This is a genomic window from Streptomyces macrolidinus (assembly GCF_023887685.1).
GTDB lineage: Bacteria > Actinomycetota > Actinomycetes > Streptomycetales > Streptomycetaceae > Streptomyces > Streptomyces macrolidinus.
This window is the reverse complement of record NZ_JAMWMR010000005.1, coordinates 147788-168090: the sequence shown is the minus strand read 5'-3', so window position 1 is coordinate 168090 and position 20303 is coordinate 147788. Positions and strand designations below refer to the sequence as shown.

The window sequence follows — 20303 nt, the reverse complement described above, 5'->3', positions numbered from 1 at the left end:
CACCGTTGAGCAGGTTGCGCTGGCTGACCGCGGGGGAGTCCCACGGTCCCGCACTTGTCGCGACGCTGGAGGGCCTTCCCGCCGGCGTACCGATCACCACGGAGATGGTGGCGGACCACCTGGCGAGGCGGCGGCTGGGCCATGGGCGCGGTGCCCGGATGAAGTTCGAGCGTGACCAGGTCACCTTCCTCGGCGGAGTCCGGCACGGCCGCACCCTCGGCTCCCCGGTGGCGATCATGGTCGGCAACACCGAGTGGCCCAAGTGGGAACAGGTGATGGCGGCCGACCCGGTGGACCCGGAGGTCCTGGACGGGCTGGCCCGCAGCGCCCCGCTGACCCGGCCGCGCCCCGGCCACGCCGACCTCGCGGGCATGCAGAAGTACGGGTTCGACGAGGCCCGGCCGATCCTGGAGCGCGCCTCGGCCCGGGAGACCGCGGCCCGTGTCGCGCTCGGCGCGGTGGCGCGGTCGTACCTGAAGGAGACGGCGGGCATCGAGGTCGTCTCGCACGTGGTCGAACTGGCCGCGGCGAAGGCGCCCTACGGGGTCCTGCCGACGCCCGCGGACGTGGCGAAGCTCGACGCCGACCCCGTGCGCTGCCTGGACGCGGACGCGTCGAAGGCGATGGTCGCGGAGATCGACCAGGCGCACAAGGACGGTGACACCCTCGGCGGCGTGGTCGAGGTCCTCGCCTACGGCGTGCCGGTGGGCCTCGGCTCGCATGTGCACTGGGACCGGCGGCTGGACGCCCGGCTCGCGGCGGCGCTCATGGGCATCCAGGCGATCAAGGGCGTCGAGGTCGGCGACGGCTTCGACCTGGCGCGGGTGCCGGGTTCGAAGGCGCATGACGAGATCGTCACCACGCCCGAGGGCATCAAGCGCGCCACGGGCCGCTCCGGCGGCACCGAGGGCGGTCTGTCCACCGGTGAACTGCTGCGCGTGCGGGCCGCGATGAAGCCGATCGCGACCGTGCCCCGCGCGCTGAAGACCGTGGACGTCGTCACGGGCGAGCCCGCGCAGGCGCACCACCAGCGCTCGGACGTGTGCGCGGTCCCGGCCGCCGGGATCGTCGCGGAGGCCATGGTGGCCCTGGTCCTCGCCGACGCGGTGGCGGAGAAGTTCGGCGGCGACAGCGTCACCGAGACCCGTCGCAACGTCCGCTCGTACCTCGAGAACCTGGCGATCCGGTGAGCGCGCCCCTGGTCGTCCTGATCGGACCGATGGGCGTCGGCAAGTCCACCGTCGGGCGGCTGATCGCCGAGCGGCTCGGCGTCGGCTACCGCGACACGGACGACGACATCACGGCCGAACAGGGCCGTACCATCGCCGACATCTTCGTGGACGACGGCGAGCCGGCCTTCCGCGCCCTGGAGAAGGACGCGGTCCGCAGGGCTCTCGACGAGCACCCGGGCGTGCTCGCCCTGGGCGGGGGCGCGATCCTCGACGCCGACACCCGCGCCCTGCTGGCCGCGCACCGGGTGGCGTATCTCTCGATGGACGTCGAGGAGGCCGTCCGGCGCACCGGGCTGAACGTGGCCCGCCCGCTGCTCGCGGTCAACCCGCGCCGCCAGTGGCGCGAGTTGATGGAGGCCCGCCGTCATCTGTACACCGAGGTCGCCCGCACGGTCGTGTCCACCGATGGCCGTACCGCCGAAGAGGTTGCCCAAGCCGTCCTGGACGCACTGGAGTTGAACGAAGCATGAGCGAGGCTGTGACGCGGATCCGGGTCGGCGGCACGGAGGGCACCGATCCCTACGAGGTCCTGGTCGGCCGTCAACTCCTGGGTGAACTGGGCGGGTTGATCGGTCAGAAGGCCAAGCGGGTCGCGATCGTGCACCCCGAGGCGCTGGCCGAGACGGGGGAGGCGCTGCGCGCCGACCTCGCCGAGCAGGGCTTCGAGGCGATCGCCATCCAGGTACCGAACGCGGAGGAGGCCAAGACCGCCGAGGTCGCCGCCTACTGCTGGAAGGCGCTCGGCCAGTCCGGCTTCACCCGCACCGATGTCATCGTGGGCGTGGGCGGCGGTGCGACCACCGACCTGGCAGGGTTCGTGGCCGCGACCTGGCTGCGCGGAGTCCGCTGGATCGCGATCCCCACCACCGTCCTGGCCATGGTGGACGCGGCGGTCGGCGGCAAGACCGGCATCAACACCGCCGAGGGCAAGAACCTGGTGGGCGCCTTCCATCCGCCCGCGGGCGTCCTGTGCGACCTCGCCGCCCTCGACTCCCTCCCGGTCAACGACTACGTCTCCGGACTCGCGGAGGTCATCAAGGCCGGCTTCATCGCCGACCCGGTGATCCTCGATCTGATCGAGGAGGACCCGCAGGCCGCCCGCACCCCGGCCGGTCCGCACACCGCCGAGCTGATCGAGCGCTCCATCAGGGTCAAGGCCGAGGTCGTCTCCAGCGACCTGAAGGAGTCGGGCCTGCGCGAGATCCTCAACTACGGCCATACGCTGGCCCATGCGATCGAGAAGAACGAGCGCTACAAGTGGCGCCATGGCGCGGCCGTCGCCGTCGGTATGCACTTCGCGGCCGAACTCGCGCGCCTGGCCGGGCGGTTGGACGACGCGACCGCCGACCGGCACCGCTCGGTCCTGGAGTCGGTCGGGCTGCCCCTGCAGTACCGCTACGACCAGTGGCCCAAGCTGCTGCAGACCATGAAGGTCGACAAGAAGTCCCGCGGCGACCTGCTCCGCTTCATCGTGCTGGACGGCCTGGCCAAGCCCACTGTGTTCGAGGGCCCCGACCCGGCGATCCTGCTCGCCGCCTACGGCGAGGTGGCCGAGTAACCCTCCCCGGATCCCGGCCCCGCCACGCCGTGGTCGACTCATCCTTCTTGCCATGGGTTGACCGAAATCGCCTGTGCGAAGGGGCACTTCGCGCCGTCCCCGGCCGTTCACACAACAACGGCCGGGGACGGTACCGTTCGGTACGGCGCGAGGTGCCCCACCTCGCCGCCAGCGTCAGTCGCCTGCACGAGACGGAGTGGCACCGGATGCAGCATGCAGTGGGAGCCCCGCTGCCGCCGCCCCATCAGCCGGGGCACGGCCCGGCTGTCGCCTGGTCATCGGCCGCACCACACCCGGGACACGCGGACCCCACCCCGACCCTGCCCCTGAAGGCGCCGGGCTTCGCGGGACCCCCGGTGCCGCCCGGAGCGCCGCAGCCCCAGGCCCCGCAGCAGCACGCCCCCGCTCCACCCACGTCGGACATCACGGGCCATATGCGGCTCCCGGCGGGCAACCTGGTCGGGATGCCGAGCGCGCCGTCGGCCGCGGGCGCGCCCGACCCCACGTCGATCACGCTGGCGGTGCTGCTCATCGGCCCCGCGGGCGCGGGCAAGACCAGCGTCGCCAAGTACTGGGCCGACCACCGCCGGGTCCCGACCGCCCACATCAGCCTCGACGACGTCCGCGAATGGGTGCGCTCCGGCTTCGCCGACCCCCAGTCGGGGTGGAACGACAACTCGGAGGCGCAGTACCGCCTCGCCCGCCGCACCTGCGGCTTCGCGGCCCGTAACTTCCTGGCCAACGGCATCTCGTGCATCCTCGACGACGCCGTCTTCCCGGACCGCCCGGTCGTCGGCCTCGGTGGCTGGAAGAGGCATGTGGGCCCAGGACTGCTCCCGGTCGTCCTCCTGCCCGGACTGGAGATCGTGCTGGAGCGCAACGCGCAGCGCACGGGCAACCGCCGACTGTCCGACGAGGAGGTCGCCCGTATCCACGGCCGGATGGCCGGATGGTACGGCGCCGGGCTGCCGATCATCGACAACTCCCAGCTCGATGTGGCGGGGACGGCCCAGGTCCTCGACGAGATCCTGACCCGCGCGATCGCGAGCCCGCCGCAGTGGTGAGCCCCGGGGACGCCCCGGGGACCCACCGCACACGCCCGGAGCCGGGGCGGCGCACGCTCCCGGCGCCAGGGCGACCCGCCGCCCGTCCGGCCCCGCTGGAACGGCGATATTCGGCCACGCCTCGTAGGCTCGGGTCATGTCAGAGGTGTACGCGGCCCGCCGCGAGCGGCTGAGGGAACGCTCCAGCGCGGGCGGCAGTGCGACGGCGCTGGTCTCCCGCCCCGCCAATGTCCGCTATCTCGCGGGCGCCGTGCCCCACGGCGCCGTGCTGCTGCTGGGCATGGACGAGGACGTACTGGTGTGCGCCGACCCACTGGACGAACAGTCCGCCGACGCGCGGCCCGACCAGGCGCTGCGTGTGCAGACGCTGCCCGCGCCCGGCGGCGACTGCGCCGTCGCGGCAGCCGGACTCGCCGCCGCGCAGGGCGCCGAGTCGCTCGCGGTGGAGGAACACCACCTCACGGTCGCCCGGCACCGCGCCCTGGGCTCGGTCGCGCCCCGACTGCGACTCGGCGACCTCGGCACCGCGGTCGAGCAGTTGCGCCTGATCAAGGACGAGGAGGAGATCTCCCTGCTGAGGATCGGCGCGGAGATCGCGGACCAGGCCCTGAGCGAGCTGCTCGAATCCATCCTCGTGGGCCGCACCGAGCGCCATCTCGCCCTCGAACTGGAGCGCCGCCTCGTCGACCACGGCGCCGACGGGCCCGCCTTCACCACCTCGGTCGCCACCGGCCCGAACGCGGGCCGTCGCGGCCACCGCCCCACGGACCGGCGGGTGGAGGAGGGCGACTTCCTCTCCGTCTGCCTGGGCGCCGCCTACCGCGGCTACCGCTGCGAGATCGGCCGTACCTTCGTCATCGGCACCTCGCCCGCCGACTGGCAGGTCGAGCTGTACGACCTCGTCTTCGCGGCCCAGCGCGCCGGACGGCAGGCCCTGGTGCCCGGCGCCGCCTGCCGCGAGGTGGACCGGGCCGCCCGTCAGGTGCTGGACTCCGCGGGGTACAGTGAGGGGCTTGCGCCGACGACCGGGCACGGAGTGGGACTCGAAATCGACGAGGACCCTCGGCTGGCCCCCTCCGCCATGGGTAAACTGGACGCTTGCGTGCCGGTCACTGTCGAACCGGGGGTCCACCTCCCCGGCCGGGGTGGTGTCCGGATCGATGACACGCTCGTCGTACGCCCCGAGGCGGACGGCGGACCCGAGCTACTCACCATCACGACCAAGGAGCTGCTCGCGCTGTAGCGCGTGCCCCGGGGTCGTACGTCTGTCCAGGAGATTCCGCAACCGTGGCTTCCACGAACGACCTCAAGAACGGCATGGTGCTCAAGCTCGAAGGCGGCCAGCTCTGGTCCGTCGTCGAGTTCCAGCACGTCAAGCCCGGCAAGGGCCCGGCTTTCGTGCGCACCAAGCTCAAGAACGTGCTCTCCGGCAAGGTCGTCGACAAGACCTTCAACGCCGGCGTCAAGGTCGAGACGGCCACTGTCGACAAGCGCGACATGCAGTTCTCGTACATGGACGGCGACTACTTCGTCTTCATGGACATGGAGACCTACGACCAGCTCCACGTGGACCGCAAGGCCGTGGGCAACGCCGCCAACTTCCTGATCGAGGGCTTCGAGGCCACCGTCGCGCAGCACGAGGGCGAGGTGCTCTTCGTCGAGCTCCCGGCCGCCGTCGAGCTGGTGGTCGCCGAGACCGAGCCGGGCGTCCAGGGCGACCGCTCCACCGGTGGCACCAAGCCCGCCAAGCTGGAGACCGGCCACCAGATCCAGGTCCCGCTCTTCATCACCACCGGTGAGAAGATCAAGGTCGACACCCGCACGAGCGACTACCTCGGCCGGGTGAACAGCTAACCGTGGCTGCCCGTAACACGGCCCGTAAGCGCGCCTTCCAGATCCTCTTCGAGGGTGACCAGCGCGGGGCCGACGTCCTCACGGTCCTCGCGGACTGGGTCCGGCACTCGCGGTCCGACACCCGGCAGCCGCCGGTGAGCGAGTACACGATGCAGTTGGTCGAGGGCTACGCGGAGCACGCGCGGCGCATCGACGAGCTGATCGCTCAGTACGCCGTCGGCTGGACGCTCGACCGGATGCCGGTCGTCGACCGCAACATCCTGCGCCTAGGCGCCTATGAGCTGATCTGGGTCGACGAGACCCCGGACGCCGTGGTGCTCGACGAGATGGTGCAGCTCGCCAAGGAGTTCTCCACGGACGAGTCGCCCGCGTTCATCAACGGCCTGCTCGGCCGCCTGAAGGACCTGAAGCCGTCGCTGCGCCGCGACGAGAGCTGAGACGCGTCGACGCCGTGGGGCCCCAGCATCCGTGCTGGGGCCCCACGGCGTTCTCGTGGGTGGGGGAGTGGGCCAGGCGTGGCCGGGTGCGCGAGAACGCCGTCGGGGTGGCCGGAACCATACGATTCCGGCCACCCCGACGGCACGTTTCTGCTGGGCTGAGGCCTGGGCTGAGGGTCAGCTCTCCTCGTGGGAGACCGCGCGGCGCGCGTCCGCGTCCAGGACTCCCCAGCTGATGAGCTGCTCGGTCAGGACGGAGGGCGACTGGTCGTAGATGACCGCGAGCGTGCGCAGGTCGTCCTGGCGGATCGACAGCACCTTGCCGTTGTAGTCACCGCGCTGCGACTGGATCGTCGCCGCGTAGCGCTGGAGCGGGCCCGCCTTCTCGGCCGGCACGGTGGCCAGTCGCTCCAGGTCGAGGACGAGCTTCGGCGGCGGCTCGGCGGCACCGCCCGGCGTCGTACCGGGCAGCAGTTCCTGGACCGGAACCCCGTAGAAGTCCGCCAGCTCGGCGAGGCGCTGCACGGTGACGGCGCGGTCCCCACGCTCGTACGAGCCGACCACGACCGCCTTCCAGCGTCCCTGGGACTTCTCCTCCACACCGTGGAGGGAAAGGCCCTGCTGGGTGCGGATGGCCCGGAGCTTGGCCCCGAGCTGCTTGGCGTATTCGCTGGACATATAGCTCCCCGGACACGGTGTCGACGTGCGGCTCGGCCGCGCGGCTGGTAACTCACTGTGAGGTTACGCAGCGTTACTCTCCCCCGTCAAGCCGAATGGTCCGGACCGACTCTTCCGCGGAAGGCGGTGTGCCATGACGCCAGGGGGGTGACGTGGGGAGCCAGGGGGGTGAGTCGGCTCGCTCTCGGCGAGCTGGTAGCGTAGATGGCGCAAATCCGACGTCCTTTAAGGTCCGTCCCGTGAGGCGGAGAAGGAGGTCCGTTTCGTATGGACACGCAGCATTCCGATGCGCGGGCCGTTCTCGAAGGCCCCGACATCGCACGGGTGTTGACCCGTATCGCCCATGAGATCGTCGAGCGCGCCAAAGGCGCCGACGACGTGGTGCTCCTCGGCATCCCGACCCGAGGCGTATTCCTCGCCCGACGGCTCGCCGTCAAGCTGGAGCAGGTGACCGGCCGCGCCGTGCCGGTCGGCTCCCTCGACATCACCATGTACCGCGACGACCTGCGCCTGCAGCCGCCGCGTGCGCTGGCCCGCACGGAGATCCCCGGTGACGGCATCGACGGCCGTCTCGTCGTCCTCGTCGACGACGTGCTCTTCTCGGGCCGCACCATCCGCGCCGCCCTCGACGCCCTGAACGACATCGGGCGTCCGCGCGCGGTCCAGCTCGCGGTCCTCGTCGACCGCGGCCACCGTGAACTTCCGATCCGCGCCGACTACGTCGGCAAGAACCTCCCCACGTCGCTGCGGGAGACGGTCAAGGTCCACCTCGCCGAGGAGGACGGTCGCGACACCGTCCTGCTCGGAGTGAAGCAGACCCCCCAGGGCGCACAGCGGTAGCACCCGGCGCAGGCCGTCGACCCACGCCCCGTGCGTGCGCCCAGGCGCGCCCGTCTGCCCAGCCCTGTCCTCCGCCTGCCTTCCGCGGGACCTCAAGACCCCCGCCTCCCCATGAACTGCCTTACGGAGCCTGAAAGATGCAGCGTCATCTCATCTCGGCCGCCGACCTCACCCGCGACGACGCCGTCCTGATCCTCGACACCGCCGAGGAGATGGCCCGGGTCGCCGACCGGCCGATCAAGAAGCTGCCGACCCTGCGCGGTCGCACCGTCGTCAACCTCTTCTTCGAGGATTCCACCCGCACCCGGATCTCCTTCGAGGCCGCCGAGAAGCGGCTGTCCGCGGACGTGATCAACTTCTCCGCGAAGGGGTCGAGCGTGTCCAAGGGCGAGTCCCTCAAGGACACCGCCCAGACGCTGGAGGCCATGGGCGTCGACGCCGTCGTCATCCGGCACGGCGCCTCCGGGGCCCCCTACCGCCTCGCCACCTCCGGCTGGATCGACGCCGCCGTCGTCAACGCGGGCGACGGCACCCACCAGCACCCCACCCAGGCCCTGCTCGACGCCTTCACCATGCGCCGCCGCCTGGTCGGCCGGGACACCGGGCTCGGCCGCGACCTGGCCGGCAAGCGCATCACGCTCGTCGGCGACGTGCTGCACAGCCGGGTCGCCCGCTCCAACGTGGACCTGCTGCACACCCTCGGCGCCGAGGTCACCCTCGTCGCCCCGCCCACCCTGCTGCCGGTCGGCGCGCACTCCTGGCCCTGCGAGATCGCCTACGACCTCGACTCCGCGCTGCCCAAGTCGGACGCGGTGATGATGCTGCGTGTCCAGCGTGAGCGCATGAACGCGGCGTTCTTCCCCACCGAGCGCGAGTACGCGCGCCGGTACGGCCTGGACGGCGACCGCATGGCGAAGATGCCCGAGCACGCGATCGTGATGCACCCCGGCCCGATGGTCCGCGGCATGGAGATCACCGCCGAGGTCGCCGACTCGCCGCGCTGCACCGCCGTCGAGCAGGTCGCCAACGGCGTCTCCATCCGGATGGCGGTCCTCTACCTGCTGCTCGGCGGCGCCGTGTTCGACCCGAAGACCGCCCCCGACGCCACCACCGCGCCCGCCGCCGCCCACCCCCGTACCGAGGAGAAGTGACCCCCATGAGCAAGACCCTGATCCGTGGTGCGAAGGTGCTCGGCGGCGCGCCGCAGGACGTCCTGATCGACGGAGAGACCATCGAGGCCGTCGGCAACGGCCTCGCGGCCGAGGGCGCCGAGATCGTCGAGGCCGACGGCAAGGTGCTCCTGCCGGGCCTGGTCGACCTGCACACCCATCTGCGCGAGCCCGGCCGCGAGGACTCCGAGACGGTCCTCACCGGCACGCGCGCGGCGGCGTCCGGCGGCTTCACGGCCGTGTTCGCCATGGCCAACACCTTCCCGGTCGCCGACACCGCCGGAGTCGTCGAGCAGGTCTGGCGCCTGGGCCGCGAGCACGGCTACTGCGACGTGCAGCCCATCGGCGCCGTCACCGTGGGCCTGGAAGGCCGTAACCTCGCCGAGCTGGGCGCCATGCACGAGTCCGCGGCGGGCGTCACGGTCTTCTCCGACGACGGCAAGTGCGTGCACGACGCGGTGATCATGCGCCGGGCGCTGGAGTACGTGAAGGCCTTCGGCGGCGTCGTCGCCCAGCACGCCCAGGAGCCGCGGCTGACCGAGGGCGCCCAGATGAACGAGGGCGTCGTCTCCGCCGAGCTGGGCCTCGGGGGCTGGCCGGCGGTCGCCGAGGAGTCGATCATCGCCCGCGACGTCCTGCTCGCCGAGCACGTCGGCTCCCGCGTCCACATCTGCCATCTCTCCACCGCCGGCTCGGTCGAGATCGTGCGCTGGGCCAAGTCCCGCGGCATCGACGTCACCGCCGAGGTCACCCCGCACCACCTCCTGCTCACCGACGAACTGGTGCGCACCTACAACCCGGTCTACAAGGTCAACCCGCCGCTGCGCACCGAGCGCGATGTGACGGCGCTGCGCGAGGCCCTCGCCGACGGCACGATCGACATCGTCGCCACCGACCACGCCCCGCACCCGCACGAGGACAAGGACTGCGAGTGGGCCGCCGCGGCCATGGGCATGGTCGGCCTGGAGACCGCGCTGTCCGTGGTCCAGCAGACGATGGTCGACACCGGGCTGCTCGACTGGGCGGGCGTCGCCGACCGGATGTCCTTCACCCCCGCGCGGATCGGCAGGGCCGCGGGCCACGGCCGCCCCGTCTCGGCAGGCGAGCCCGCGAACCTCACCCTCGTCGACACGGCATACCGTGGGCAGGTGGACCCCGCGGGCTTCGCCTCGCGCAGCCGCAACACCCCCTACGAGGGCCGTGAGCTGCCGGGCCGTGTCACGCACACCTGGCTCCGGGGCAAGGCCACCCTCGTCGACGGGAAGCTCGCGTGACATCTCTCTACCTGCTGGCCGCCGAGAAGACCTCGGCGGACGTGACCAACTGGCCCGCCCGTATCGGCTGGCTCGTCGGCCTCGCCCTGTTCGTCGCCCTCGTCTACTGGCTGATGCGCGAAGGCTGGAAGTGGCGCGGCACGCTCCAGAGCGACCTGCCGGAACTGCCCGGCGCGCCCGACAGCCCCGGCGAGGCCAGACTGACCATGAGGGGCCGCTACCACGGCTCCACCACGGCCGGGCAGTGGCTGGACCGCATCGTGGCCCATGGCCTCGGCACCCGCAGCCGGGTCGAGCTGACGCTGACGGACGCGGGCCTGGACGTCGTACGCCCCGGCGCGAGCGACTTCTTCGTCCCCGCCGAGCGACTGCGCGAGGCCCGGCTCGACAAGGGCATCGCGGGCAAGGTCCTCACCGAGGGCGGCCTGCTGATCGTGACCTGGGAGCACGGCGGCAAGCTGATCGACTCCGGCTTCCGCTCCGACCACGCGGCCGAGCACCCCGCATGGGTCGACACCCTGAACCAGATGATCAACAAGACGGAAGGCGCACGATGACGACCTCCACCCGGGGAACTTCCAAGGTTCCCGCCGTACTCGTCCTGGAGGACGGCCGGATCTTCCGCGGCCGTGCCTACGGGGCCGTGGGGGTGACCTTCGGCGAAGCCGTGTTCTCCACCGGCATGACCGGCTACCAGGAGACCCTCACCGACCCGTCGTACCACCGCCAGGTCGTGGTGATGACCGCCCCGCACGTCGGCAACACCGGCGTCAACGACGAGGACCCCGAGTCGCAGCGGATCTGGGTCGCCGGTTACGTGGTGCGCGACCCCGCGCGCGTGCCCTCCAACTGGCGCGCCCGGCGGTCGCTGGAGGACGAGCTGCGCCACCAGGGCGTCGTCGGCATCAGCGGCATCGACACCCGGGCGCTCACCCGCCATCTGCGCGAGCGCGGCGCCATGCGCGTCGGCATCTTCTCCGGCAACGCGCTGCCCGACGAGGGCACCATGCTCGCCGAGGTGCGCCAGGCCCCCGAGATGACGGGCGCCGACCTCTCCGCCGAGGTCGCCACCCAGGAGCCGTACGTCGTCGCGGCGATCGGCGAGAAGAAGTTCACCGTCGCCGCCGTCGACCTCGGCATCAAGGGCATGACCCCGCACCGCATGGCCGAGCGCGGCATCGAGGTGCACGTCCTGCCCGCGACCGCGACCGCCGAGGACGTCTACGCCGTCAACCCGGACGGGGTGTTCTTCTCCAACGGCCCCGGCGACCCGGCCACCGCCGACCACCCCGTCGCCGTGATGCGGGCCGTCCTAGAGCGCCGCACGCCCCTGTTCGGCATCTGCTTCGGCAACCAGATCCTCGGCCGCGCGCTCGGCTTCGGCACCTACAAGCTGAAGTACGGCCACCGCGGCATCAACCAGCCGGTGCAGGACCGTACGACCGGCAAGGTCGAGGTCACCGCGCACAACCACGGCTTCGCCGTCGACGCCCCTCTCGACCAGGTGTCCGACACCCCCTACGGCCGCGCCGAGGTCTCCCACGTCTGCCTCAACGACAACGTGGTGGAGGGCCTCCACCTGCTCGACCGCCCGGCCTTCAGCGTCCAGTACCACCCCGAAGCGGCAGCGGGCCCCCACGACGCCGCCTACCTGTTCGACCGCTTCGTATCCCTGATGGAGGGCCAGCGTGCCTAAGCGCACCGATATCCAGTCCGTCCTGGTCATCGGCTCCGGCCCGATCGTCATCGGTCAGGCCGCGGAGTTCGACTACTCCGGCACCCAGGCGTGCCGCGTCCTGAGGTCCGAGGGCCTTCGCGTCGTCCTGGTGAACTCCAACCCGGCGACGATCATGACCGACCCGGAGATCGCCGACGCCACCTACGTCGAGCCGATCACCCCCGAGTTCGTCGAGAAGATCATCGCCAAGGAGCGGCCCGACGCGCTGCTGCCCACCCTGGGCGGCCAGACAGCGCTCAACACCGCGATCTCGCTGCACGAGAACGGCGTCCTCGCGAAGTACGGCGTCGAACTGATCGGCGCCAACGTCGAGGCGATCCACAAGGGCGAGGACCGCGACCTGTTCAAGGAGGTCGTCGAGGCGGTCCGGGCCAGGATCGGGCACGGCGAGTCCGCCCGCTCGGTGATCTGCCACACCATGGACGAGGTGCTCGCGGGCGTCGAGCAGCTCGGCGGCTACCCCGTCGTCGTCCGCCCCTCCTTCACCATGGGCGGCGCCGGCTCCGGCTTCGCGCACGACGAGGAGGAGCTGCGCCGCATCGCCGGACAGGGCCTCACCCTCTCGCCCACCACCGAGGTGCTCCTGGAGGAGTCCATCCTCGGCTGGAAGGAGTACGAGCTGGAGCTGATGCGCGACAAGCACGACAACGTCGTGGTCGTCTGCTCCATCGAGAACTTCGACCCGATGGGCGTGCACACCGGTGACTCGATCACCGTCGCCCCGGCGATGACCCTGACCGACCGCGAGTACCAGATCCTGCGCGACATCGGCATCGCCGTCATCCGCGAGGTCGGCGTCGACACCGGCGGCTGCAACATCCAGTTCGCGGTGAACCCCGAGGACGGTCGCGTGATCGTCATCGAGATGAACCCGCGCGTGTCGCGTTCGTCCGCCCTCGCCTCCAAGGCGACCGGCTTCCCGATCGCCAAGATCGCGGCCAAGCTCGCCGTCGGCTACACGCTCGACGAGATCCCGAACGACATCACCCAGGAGACCCCGGCCTCCTTCGAGCCGACCCTGGACTACGTCGTCGTCAAGGCCCCGCGGTTCGCCTTCGAGAAGTTCCCGAGCGCCGACAGCACGCTGACCACGACCATGAAGTCGGTCGGTGAGGCCATGGCGATCGGCCGTAACTTCACCGAGGCGTTCCAGAAGGCGCTGCGCTCGCTGGAGAAGAAGGGCAGCCAGTTCACCTTCGTCGGCGAGACCGGGGACAAGGCGGAGCTGCTGCGCGCCGCCGTGCGCCCCACCGACGGCCGGATCAACACGGTCATGGAGGCCATCCGCGCGGGCGCCACGCCGGACGAGGTCTTCGAGGCCACCAAGATCGACCCGTGGTTCGTCGACCAGCTCTTCCTGATCAAGGAGATCGCCGACGAGCTGGCCGAGGCGCCCGAGCTGACCCCCGAGCTGCTGGCCGAGGCCAAGCGCCACGGCTTCTCCGACCACCAGATCGGCGAGATCCGCGGGCTGCGCGAGGACATCGTGCGCGAGGTGCGGCACGCGCTGGGCGTACGCCCGGTCTACAAGACGGTCGACACCTGCGCCGCCGAGTTCGCGGCCAGGACGCCGTACTTCTACTCCTCCTACGACGAGGAAAGCGAGGTCGCGGCCCGCGAGAAGCCCGCGGTCATCATCCTGGGCTCCGGCCCGAACCGCATCGGCCAGGGCATCGAGTTCGACTACTCCTGCGTCCACGCCTCCTTCGCGCTGTCCGCCGCCGGGTACGAGACCGTGATGGTCAACTGCAACCCCGAGACGGTCTCCACGGACTACGACACCTCCGACCGCCTGTACTTCGAGCCGCTGACGCTCGAGGATGTGCTGGAGATCGTCCACGCCGAGCAGCAGGCCGGACCGGTCGCGGGCGTCGTGGTGCAGCTCGGCGGCCAGACGCCGCTCGGCCTCGCGCAGGCGCTGAAGGACAACGGCGTGCCGATCGTCGGCACCCCGCCCGAGGCCATCCACGCCGCCGAGGACCGCGGCGCGTTCGGCCGCGTGCTGGCGGAGGCGGGCCTGCCCGCCCCCAAGCACGGCACCGCCACCACGTTCGAGGAGGCCAAGGCCATCGCGGACGAGATCGGCTACCCGGTCCTCGTCCGGCCCTCCTACGTGCTCGGCGGGCGCGGCATGGAGATCGTGTACGAGGAGGCCCGCCTCGCCTCCTACATCGCCGAGTCGACCGAGATCAGCCCCTCCCGGCCGGTGCTGGTCGACCGCTTCCTCGACGACGCGATCGAGATCGACGTCGACGCCCTGTACGACGGCGAGGAGCTGTACCTCGGCGGCGTCATGGAGCACATCGAGGAGGCCGGCATCCACTCCGGCGACTCGGCGTGCGCGCTGCCCCCGATCACGCTGGGCGGCTTCGACATCAAGCGGCTGCGCGCCTCCACGGAGGCCATCGCCCGCGGCGTCGGCGTCCGCGGCCTGATCAACATCCAGTTCGCGATGGCCGGCGACATCCTCTACGTCCTGGAAGCCAACCCGCGCGCGTCCCGTACGGTCCCCTTCACCTCGAAGGCGACCGCGGTGCCGCTCGCGAAGGCCGCCGCCCGGATCTCGCTGGGCGCCACCGTCGCCGAACTGCGCGCGGAGGGCCTGCTGCCGAAGCACGGCGACGGGGGCACCCTGCCGCTGGACGCGCCGATCTCCGTCAAGGAAGCCGTCATGCCCTGGTCGCGCTTCCGCGACATCCACGGCCGCGGCGTCGACACGGTGCTGGGCCCGGAGATGCGCTCCACCGGCGAGGTCATGGGCATCGACACCGTCTTCGGCACGGCGTACGCCAAGTCGCAGGCGGGCGCCTACGGTCCGCTGCCGACCAAGGGCCGCGCCTTCATCTCGGTCGCGAACCGCGACAAGCGCTCGATGATCTTCCCCGCGAGGGAACTTGTCGCCCACGGCTTCGAGCTGCTCGCCACCTCCGGCACGGCCGAGGTGCTCCGGCGCAACGGCATCCACGCGACGGTCGTGCGCAAGCAGTCCGAGGGCACCGGTCCCGACGGTGAGAAGACCATCGTCCAGCTCATCCACGACGGCGAGGTCGACCTCATCGTCAACACCCCGTACGGCACCGGAGGCCGCCTCGACGGCTACGAGATCCGTACGGCGGCCGTGGCACGGTCCGTGCCGTGTCTGACGACGGTCCAGGCGCTCGCCGCGGCGGTGCAGGGCATCGACGCCCTCACCCACGGCGACGTGAGCGTCTGCTCGCTCCAGGAACACGCGGAACACCTGACCGCGGCCCGCGACTAGCAGCCGACCAGGGGGACATCGGAAACGGTGTCCCCCTCGTCGTGAGGACACCTCCATGTACAGACTCTTCTTCCGTCTCGTCTTCACCCGGATGGACCCGGAGAACGCCCACCACCTGGCCTTCCGCTGGATCCGCCTGGCCGCCCGCGTTCCGGTCCTGCGCACCTTCGCCGCCGCCTTCCTGGCGCCCCGCCACAAGGAGTTGCGCACCGAGGCCTTCGGGCTGCGGATGCACGGCCCCTTCGGGCTCGCGGCCGGCTTCGACAAGAACGCGGTCGCTGTCGACGGCATGTCGATGCTCGGCTTCGACCATGTCGAGATCGGCACGGTGACCGGAGAGCCGCAGCCGGGCAATCCGAAGAAGCGGTTGTTCCGGCTCGTCCCGGACCGGGCGCTGATCAACCGGATGGGCTTCAACAACGAGGGCTCGCAGGCGGTCGCCGCGCGTCTGGCGTCCCGCAGGCCCGTCTTCAAGACCGTCGTCGGCGTCAACATCGGCAAGACCAAGGTCGTCCCGGAGGCCGAGGCCGTCGCGGACTACGTGAAGTCCGCCGCGCGCCTCGCGCCGTACGCCGACTACCTGGTCGTCAACGTCTCCTCGCCGAACACCCCGGGGCTGCGCGACCTCCAGGCCACCGAGGCGCTGCGACCGCTGCTGAGCGCCGTCCGCGAGGCCGCCGACCGCGCGGTCACCGCACGGCGCGTCCCGCTCCTCGTGAAGATCGCCCCCGACCTGGCCGACGAGGACATCGACGCCGTCGCCGACCTCGCCGTGGAGCTGGGCCTGGACGGGATCATCGCCACGAACACCACCATCGCGCGCGACGGCCTCGGCCTGACCTCCGACCCCGCCCTGGTGAAGGAGACCGGCGGTCTGTCGGGCGCGCCGCTGAAGGCACGCTCCCTGGAGGTGCTGCGCCGCCTCTACGCGCGCGTGGGCGACCGCATCACCCTCGTGGGCGTCGGCGGCATCGAGAACGCCGAGGACGCCTGGCAGCGCATCCTGGCCGGCGCCACGCTGGTCCAGGGCTACAGCGCCTTCATCTACGAGGGACCCTGTTGGGCCCGTGCCCTCCACAAGGGGCTCGCCGCGCGCCTGCGCACGAGCCCGTACGCCACCCTCGCCGACGCGGTCGGCGCCGATGTGAGGAAGACCGCATGACGGAAGACCGCACGGCTCCGGAACCCTTCGGCGCGCGCCTGCGCCGGGCCATGGACGAGCGCGGCCCCCTGTGCGTCGGCATCGACCCGCACGCCTCCCTGCTCGCCGAGTGGGGGCTGGACGACGACGTGGCGGGCCTGGAGCGGTTCAGCCGCACGGTCGTCGAGGCCGTGGCCGAGCGGGTCGCCGTCCTCAAGCCGCAGAGCGCGTTCTTCGAGCGCTTCGGGTCACGCGGCCTCGCGGTCCTGGAGACGGCCGTGCAGGAGGCGCGGGAGGCCGGGGCGCTGGTCGTCATGGACGCCAAGCGCGGTGACATCGGCTCGACCATGGCCGCGTACGCCGAGTCCTTCCTGCACCGGGACGCCCCGCTGTTCTCCGACGCGCTGACCGTCTCGCCCTACCTCGGCTACGGCTCGCTGGCCCCGGCCGTGGAGCTGGCGCGCGAGAACGGCGCCGGGCTCTTCGTCCTCGCGCTGACCTCCAACCCGGAGGGCGGCGAGGTGCAGCACGCGGTGCGCGCCGACGGCCGCAGCGTCGCGGCGACGATGCTCGCCCATCTCGCCGCCGAGAACGCGGGCGAGGCGCCCCTCGGCTCCTTCGGCGCGGTGGTCGGCGCCACCCTCGGCGACCTGTCCTCGTACGACCTCGACATCAACGGCCCCCTCCTCGCGCCCGGCATCGGCGCCCAGGGAGCCACCGCGGCCGACCTTCCCGCGGTCTTCGGCTCGGCGGTCCGCAACGTGGTGCCGAACGTGAGCCGGGGGGTGCTGCGGTACGGCCCCGACGTCCTCGCGCTGCGCGAGGCGGCGGACCGTTTCGCCGAGGAGATCCGGGCGGCGGTGGCGGCGGCCTAGCCCGCGCAGGAGTCACGCGAGGCCCCCGCGCCGGGTGCTTCGGGGCGGGCTGGAGGGTGGATCCACCCGCGAATCCGGGGCAGTATGTCCCAAAAGTCCGTCTCGACAGAGGCTGACCAGGACTTTTCCGCTGTTCTCGCTGACTCCGGCGGACTTGCCCGCTAGTCTCCGACGAGTGGGGGCACCTCCCACGCCCTTGAGGCAGTGGGGGAGAACGGGCAAGCGTGTTGCTCGTGGCCCCCCAGGTGTGGGGCGACTAGGTTCCTCACCGGTCCGTATCCGACAGTTCAACATCCGAGGTGACGTAGGCGTGGCTCTTCCGCCCCTTACCCCCGAACAGCGCGCAGCCGCGCTCGAAAAGGCCGCCGCGGCTCGCCGGGAGCGGGCCGAGGTCAAGAATCGACTCAAGCACTCCGGCGCCTCTCTTCACGAGGTCATCAAGCAGGGCCAGGAGAACGACGTCATCGGCAAGATGAAGGTCTCCGCCCTGCTCGAGTCCCTGCCCGGCGTGGGCAAGGTCCGCGCCAAGCAGATCATGGAGCGACTCGGGATCTCCGAGAGCCGTCGTGTGCGTGGCCTTGGTTCCAACCAGATCGCCTCCCTGGAGCGCGAGTTCGGCGGTGCCGCCAGCTGAGTCCGGGGCACCCCGGATTTGCTGGAATAATCGCTGCATGAGTGAACGTCCGCGGCTGACCGTGCTCTCCGGCCCCTCCGGGGTCGGCAAGAGCACGGTCGTCGCCCATATGCGCAAGGAATACCCCGGGGTCTGGCTCTCGGTGTCGGCGACGACCCGCAGCCCCCGTCCCGGGGAGCAGCACGGAGTCCACTACTTCTTCGTCAGCGACGAGGAGATGGACAAGCTGATCGCCAACGGCGAGCTGCTGGAGTGGGCCGAGTTCGCCGGCAACCGCTACGGCACACCACGGGCCGCCGTGCTGGAGCATCTGGAGGCCGGTGTACCGGTGCTGCTGGAGATCGACCTCCAGGGCGCCCGGCAGGTGCGCGAGTCGATGCCCGAGGCCCAGCTCGTGTTCCTGGCTCCCCCCTCCTGGGAGGAGCTGGTGCGCAGGCTCACCGGCCGCGGCACCGAGTCGCCCGAGGTCATCGAGCGTCGGCTGGCGGCGGCCCGGGTCGAGCTGGCGGCCGAGCCGGAGTTCGACGTCACCCTGGTCAACACCTCCGTCGAGGACGTGGCGCGCGAGCTGCTAGCCTTGATGAACGTTGTGTGATCAGGGTTGTGTGATCAGGTCTGATCTTTCCCCATCTTCGGAAGGTAGAGCGTGTCCTCTTCCATCACCACGCCCGAGGGCATCATCAACCCGCCGATCGACGAGCTCCTCGAGGCTACCGACTCGAAGTACAGCCTCGTGATCTACGCGGCCAAGCGGGCCCGCCAGATCAACGCGTACTACTCGCAGCTCGGTGAGGGCCTCCTCGAGTACGTCGGTCCGCTCGTGGACACCCACGTCCACGAGAAGCCGCTGTCGATCGCCCTGCGCGAGATCAACGCGGGTCTGCTCACGTCCGAGGCCATCGAGGGCCCGGCGCAGTAACAACGCGCGCGGCGTCAGCACGCGGCGAGCGACATGTCAGATCCGCGGCTTGCAACAGGCCTTCCGCAGGCCCGGCAGAGGGGCACTTCCAGCATCGGCTGGGGGAGCGACTGCCGGGCCTGCGGTGTGTCATAGACGGGTGCGTCATAGACGCGTACGCCTGAGACGGGCGCGTACGCCCGGCAAGCCGCGGTGTCACGGATTCACGAGTGCGGGGAGGCCCGGTGGGCAAGCCGAAGGTCGTTCTGGGGGTCAGCGGTGGCATCGCCGCGTACAAGGCGTGCGAGCTGCTGCGCCGGCTGACGGAGTCGGGCCACGACGTACGGGTCGTCCCCACCGCCTCCGCCCTGCACTTCGTCGGCGCCGCCACCTGGTCCGCGCTGTCCGGCAAGCCGGTCTCGACCGAGGTCTGGGACGACGTCCACGAGGTGCCCCACGTCCGGATCGGACAGCACGCCGATCTGGTGGTCGTGGCCCCCGCGACGGCCGACATGCTCGCCAAGGCGGCCCACGGCCTCGCCGACGACCTGCTGACGAACACGCTGCTCACGGCCCGCTGTCCGGTCGTCTTCGCCCCGGCCATGCACACCGAGATGTGGGAGCACCCGGCCACCCAGGAGAACGTGGCGACGCTGCGGCGGCGCGGCGCCGTGGTGATCGAGCCCGCGGTGGGCCGGCTGACCGGTGTCGACACGGGCAAGGGCCGACTGCCCGACCCCACCGAGATCTTCGAGATCTGCCGACGCGTGCTCGCGCGAGGCGTCCGCGAGCCGGACCTCGCGGGCCGTCATGTCGTCGTCAGCGCGGGCGGCACCCGTGAGCCCCTCGACCCCGTCCGCTTCCTCGGCAACCGCTCCTCCGGCAAGCAGGGCTACGCCCTCGCGCGCACGGCGGCGGCCCGCGGCGCCCGCGTCACCCTGATCGCCGCGAACACCGGCCTGCCCGATCCGGCGGGCGTGGACGTCATACCGGTGGGCACCGCGGTCCAGTTGCGCGAGGCGGCCCTGAAGGCCGCCGCCGACGCGGACGTCGTCGTGATGGCGGCGGCCGTCGCGGACTTCCGGCCCGCCGTGTACGCGCTGGGGAAGATCAAGAAGAAGGACGGGCAGGAGCCGGAGCCGATCACCCTGGTCAGGAATCCGGACATTCTCGCGGAGCTGTCCGCCGATCGCGCCCGGCCGGGCCAGGTGGTCGTCGGCTTCGCCGCGGAGACCGACGACGTGCTGGTCAACGGCCGCGCGAAGCTGGCCCGCAAGGGCTGTGACCTGCTCGTGGTGAACGAGGTGGGGGAGGCGAAGACCTTCGGCACCGAGGAGAACGAGGCGGTCGTGCTGGGCGCCGACGGCAGTGAGACTCCTGTGCCGTACGGGCCCAAGGAAGCGCTGGCCGAGACGGTCTGGGATCTCGTCGTGCGCCGCCTGGCCTGAATGATTCATTTCACTTCGCGGCCCGGCCGATCCCCGGACATTCACGCGTGGCGACCCTGGTAAACAGCGCCTGGCATTGGGCAGAATGCCCGTGCCGCAGGTCACAGGGTTCCCGAGAGGCGAGACAGGTGGGCCGGTGGCCGAGCGCGACCGATAAACTGTCCCTCGGACGACGCCTGGGCGCAGCCCCTGTCCGTCCGGTCA

20 protein-coding genes are annotated in these 20303 nt (G+C 71.2%); 19 read left to right on the top strand and 1 reads right to left on the bottom strand.

The features are described 5' to 3' along the window. The first annotated feature begins 5 nt into the window (after positions 1-5). The 7 genes from aroC (at position 6) to nusB (ending at position 6145) form a co-directional block, all read left to right on the top strand. Complete coding sequence (gene aroC, locus NGF19_RS08205) at positions 6-1190, top strand: chorismate synthase (protein WP_252423569.1); 1185 nt, start codon at positions 6-8, stop codon at positions 1188-1190. 29 nt (positions 1191-1219) lie between these two features. Beyond that, positions 1220-1702, top strand: a complete 483-nt coding sequence (locus NGF19_RS08200; protein ID WP_252423862.1) for a shikimate kinase — start codon at positions 1220-1222, stop codon at positions 1700-1702. After that, complete coding sequence (gene aroB, locus NGF19_RS08195) at positions 1699-2790, top strand: 3-dehydroquinate synthase (RefSeq protein ID WP_252423567.1); 1092 nt, start codon at positions 1699-1701, stop codon at positions 2788-2790. The genes NGF19_RS08200 and aroB overlap by 4 nt, the downstream gene beginning before the upstream one ends. 206 nt (positions 2791-2996) lie before the next feature. Continuing rightward, positions 2997-3854 (top strand): Pro-rich N-terminal domain-containing protein, encoded by an 858-nt coding sequence (locus NGF19_RS08190; protein WP_252423566.1) that lies wholly within the window; start codon positions 2997-2999, stop codon positions 3852-3854. Positions 3855-3990: 136 nt separating this feature from the next. Further along, a complete protein-coding gene (locus NGF19_RS08185) occupies positions 3991-5097 on the top strand; it encodes an aminopeptidase P family protein (protein WP_252423564.1) in 1107 nt (368 codons plus the stop codon). Between the two features lie 44 nt (positions 5098-5141). Beyond that, positions 5142-5708, top strand: coding sequence for an elongation factor P (gene efp, locus NGF19_RS08180; RefSeq protein ID WP_252423562.1), 567 nt, complete (start codon positions 5142-5144; stop codon positions 5706-5708). 2 nt (positions 5709-5710) lie between these two features. Next, positions 5711-6145, top strand: coding sequence for a transcription antitermination factor NusB (nusB, locus tag NGF19_RS08175; RefSeq protein ID WP_252423560.1), 435 nt, complete (start codon positions 5711-5713; stop codon positions 6143-6145). A gap of 177 nt (positions 6146-6322) precedes the next feature. On the opposite strand, the gene bldD is transcribed toward nusB, so the two are convergent. Then, positions 6323-6823 carry a transcriptional regulator BldD gene (gene bldD / locus NGF19_RS08170; RefSeq protein WP_071364425.1) on the bottom strand — a complete coding sequence of 167 codons (501 nt, stop codon included), beginning with the start codon at positions 6821-6823 and terminating at the stop codon, positions 6323-6325. 267 nt (positions 6824-7090) lie between these two features. On the opposite strand from bldD, the gene pyrR reads away from it, so the two are divergent. The 12 genes from pyrR to coaBC all read left to right on the top strand — a co-directional run bounded on the left by pyrR (position 7091) and on the right by coaBC (position 20099). Then, positions 7091-7663 (top strand): bifunctional pyr operon transcriptional regulator/uracil phosphoribosyltransferase PyrR, encoded by a 573-nt coding sequence (gene pyrR / locus NGF19_RS08165; RefSeq protein ID WP_252423558.1) that lies wholly within the window; start codon positions 7091-7093, stop codon positions 7661-7663. A gap of 137 nt (positions 7664-7800) precedes the next feature. Next, positions 7801-8814 (top strand): aspartate carbamoyltransferase catalytic subunit, encoded by a 1014-nt coding sequence (locus NGF19_RS08160; RefSeq protein ID WP_252423556.1) that lies wholly within the window; start codon positions 7801-7803, stop codon positions 8812-8814. 5 nt (positions 8815-8819) lie between these two features. Beyond that, a complete protein-coding gene (locus tag NGF19_RS08155) occupies positions 8820-10106 on the top strand; it encodes a dihydroorotase (RefSeq protein WP_252423554.1) in 1287 nt (428 codons plus the stop codon). Continuing rightward, positions 10103-10663, top strand: coding sequence for a PH-like domain-containing protein (locus tag NGF19_RS08150; RefSeq protein WP_252423552.1), 561 nt, complete (start codon positions 10103-10105; stop codon positions 10661-10663). The genes NGF19_RS08155 and NGF19_RS08150 overlap by 4 nt, the downstream gene beginning before the upstream one ends. After that, on the top strand, positions 10660-11802 hold the full coding sequence (carA, locus tag NGF19_RS08145; protein WP_252423550.1) for a glutamine-hydrolyzing carbamoyl-phosphate synthase small subunit: 1143 nt from the start codon (positions 10660-10662) through the stop codon (positions 11800-11802). The genes NGF19_RS08150 and carA overlap by 4 nt, the downstream gene beginning before the upstream one ends. Beyond that, a complete protein-coding gene (gene carB, locus NGF19_RS08140) occupies positions 11795-15103 on the top strand; it encodes a carbamoyl-phosphate synthase large subunit (RefSeq protein WP_252423549.1) in 3309 nt (1102 codons plus the stop codon). Before carA ends, carB begins: the two co-directional genes overlap by 8 nt. A gap of 55 nt (positions 15104-15158) precedes the next feature. Beyond that, positions 15159-16265 carry a quinone-dependent dihydroorotate dehydrogenase gene (locus NGF19_RS08135; protein ID WP_252423541.1) on the top strand — a complete coding sequence of 369 codons (1107 nt, stop codon included), beginning with the start codon at positions 15159-15161 and terminating at the stop codon, positions 16263-16265. Further along, entirely contained in the window at positions 16262-17119 is an 858-nt protein-coding gene (gene pyrF, locus NGF19_RS08130) for an orotidine-5'-phosphate decarboxylase (protein ID WP_252423539.1), read from the top strand. The genes NGF19_RS08135 and pyrF overlap by 4 nt, the downstream gene beginning before the upstream one ends. A 310-nt stretch (positions 17120-17429) precedes the next feature. Beyond that, positions 17430-17753, top strand: coding sequence for an integration host factor (locus NGF19_RS08125; RefSeq protein WP_055492888.1), 324 nt, complete (start codon positions 17430-17432; stop codon positions 17751-17753). A 37-nt stretch (positions 17754-17790) separates the two neighbouring features. Beyond that, positions 17791-18348 carry a guanylate kinase gene (gene gmk / locus NGF19_RS08120; protein WP_252423534.1) on the top strand — a complete coding sequence of 186 codons (558 nt, stop codon included), beginning with the start codon at positions 17791-17793 and terminating at the stop codon, positions 18346-18348. Positions 18349-18399: 51 nt separating this feature from the next. After that, positions 18400-18672, top strand: coding sequence for a DNA-directed RNA polymerase subunit omega (gene rpoZ / locus NGF19_RS08115; protein WP_003970369.1), 273 nt, complete (start codon positions 18400-18402; stop codon positions 18670-18672). 224 nt (positions 18673-18896) lie between these two features. Then, entirely contained in the window at positions 18897-20099 is a 1203-nt protein-coding gene (gene coaBC, locus NGF19_RS08110) for a bifunctional phosphopantothenoylcysteine decarboxylase/phosphopantothenate--cysteine ligase CoaBC (protein WP_252423532.1), read from the top strand. The last annotated feature ends 204 nt before the right edge of the window (positions 20100-20303 follow it).